Source organism: Oleiphilus sp. HI0125 (assembly GCF_001635355.1).
The window spans coordinates 1-1,098 of the sequence record NZ_LWGF01000123.1 but is presented as its reverse complement, the minus strand read 5'-3'; the positions used below and the strand labels follow the sequence as shown (position 1 = coordinate 1,098).

2 protein-coding genes are annotated in these 1,098 nt (G+C 43.1%); one reads left to right on the top strand and one right to left on the bottom strand.

What is annotated here, in order from left to right; translation table 11 throughout:
• Positions 1-809, top strand: an 809-nt coding sequence (locus A3762_RS02100; protein WP_068753881.1) for an ATP-binding protein, incomplete at its 5' end; no start/stop codon positions are given.
• Positions 810-874: 65 nt separating this feature from the next.
• Here A3762_RS02100 and A3762_RS26865 read toward each other — a convergent pair.
• On the bottom strand, positions 875-1,098 hold a 224-nt coding region (locus A3762_RS26865), incomplete at its 5' end, for a hypothetical protein (protein ID WP_197468945.1).

Genomic DNA, 1,098 nt, shown 5'->3' with positions numbered 1-1,098 from the left:
TCATGGACCTAGAGGAGCGGGGCCTACACCACTATGCCAATCGTTTTTTAAATCATTATTTAGAAGAAACTGGAGACTACGCAGGCCTAAAACTCTTACCATTTTATAAAGCCTATCGCGCGATAGTCCGTGCGAAGATTTCTTTATTTGAGATGGAAGACTTTAAAAACAATCCGCAAAAACTAGACGAACTATGGCGTAAATATCAGTCATATATCGACTTAGCCGAAAGCTGCTCGGCACTTCCAAATCGTTTTATATTGACCATGCATGGTGTATCAGGAACGGGAAAAAGCACCGTTGCGCTGCGTCTTGTAGATAAGTTAGGCGCTATTCGCATCCGCTCCGATGTAGAACGAAAGCGACTATTTAAATTTGATCCTCATAAGCATCCTGACACTGACAAAGCAAAAGAACTGTATAGCAAAGCGGCCACAGATCTTACCTATGAGAAACTCGCTTCTCTATCGCGGCATATCTTAAATGCAGGCTTGAGCGTCATCGTTGATGCAACAAACCTACAACTGTGGCAACGCAATTTTATTCAAGACGTCGCCGATGAAAACGGCGTGCCGATGGTCATTGCTGACTGCCAAGCCAGTATGAGCTTAATAGAGAGTTGGATTCATCAACGTGAAGATGAGGATCATGACGCGTCTGATGCAAGCTTTGAGATCGTTGACGCTCAGATACATAGCCAAGATACTTTAACTGAAGAGGAACAGAAAAAGACCTTCGTTGTGCATAGTGAAATATTAGAAGAGACCAATGAACTGGTGAGTGAGATTCGTAAGAACTTACTTAATTAGTCTAGGCATAAAACAAAAAAAGCGGCCTTATGAGCCGCTTTCTTGTGGAACTTAGCTTGTATTCGCTAGTTTATAGTCTCCAAGGATGTTTGATCTAGCTGATGCATATCCGGCAGAGCTTCATTGAGCTCAGTAATCGGATTAAAACGCACAGTGCCTTGATATACAGCGCGGCACTCTCCTGGAGCAGTACCTTGGCAGTGTCCTAATGCCGCTTCTTTCGCCTTTGTGGGGCTACTAAAAGGTCCAATAAACTGCCTATTTTCTAAGTAAAAATAACCACTTTGCT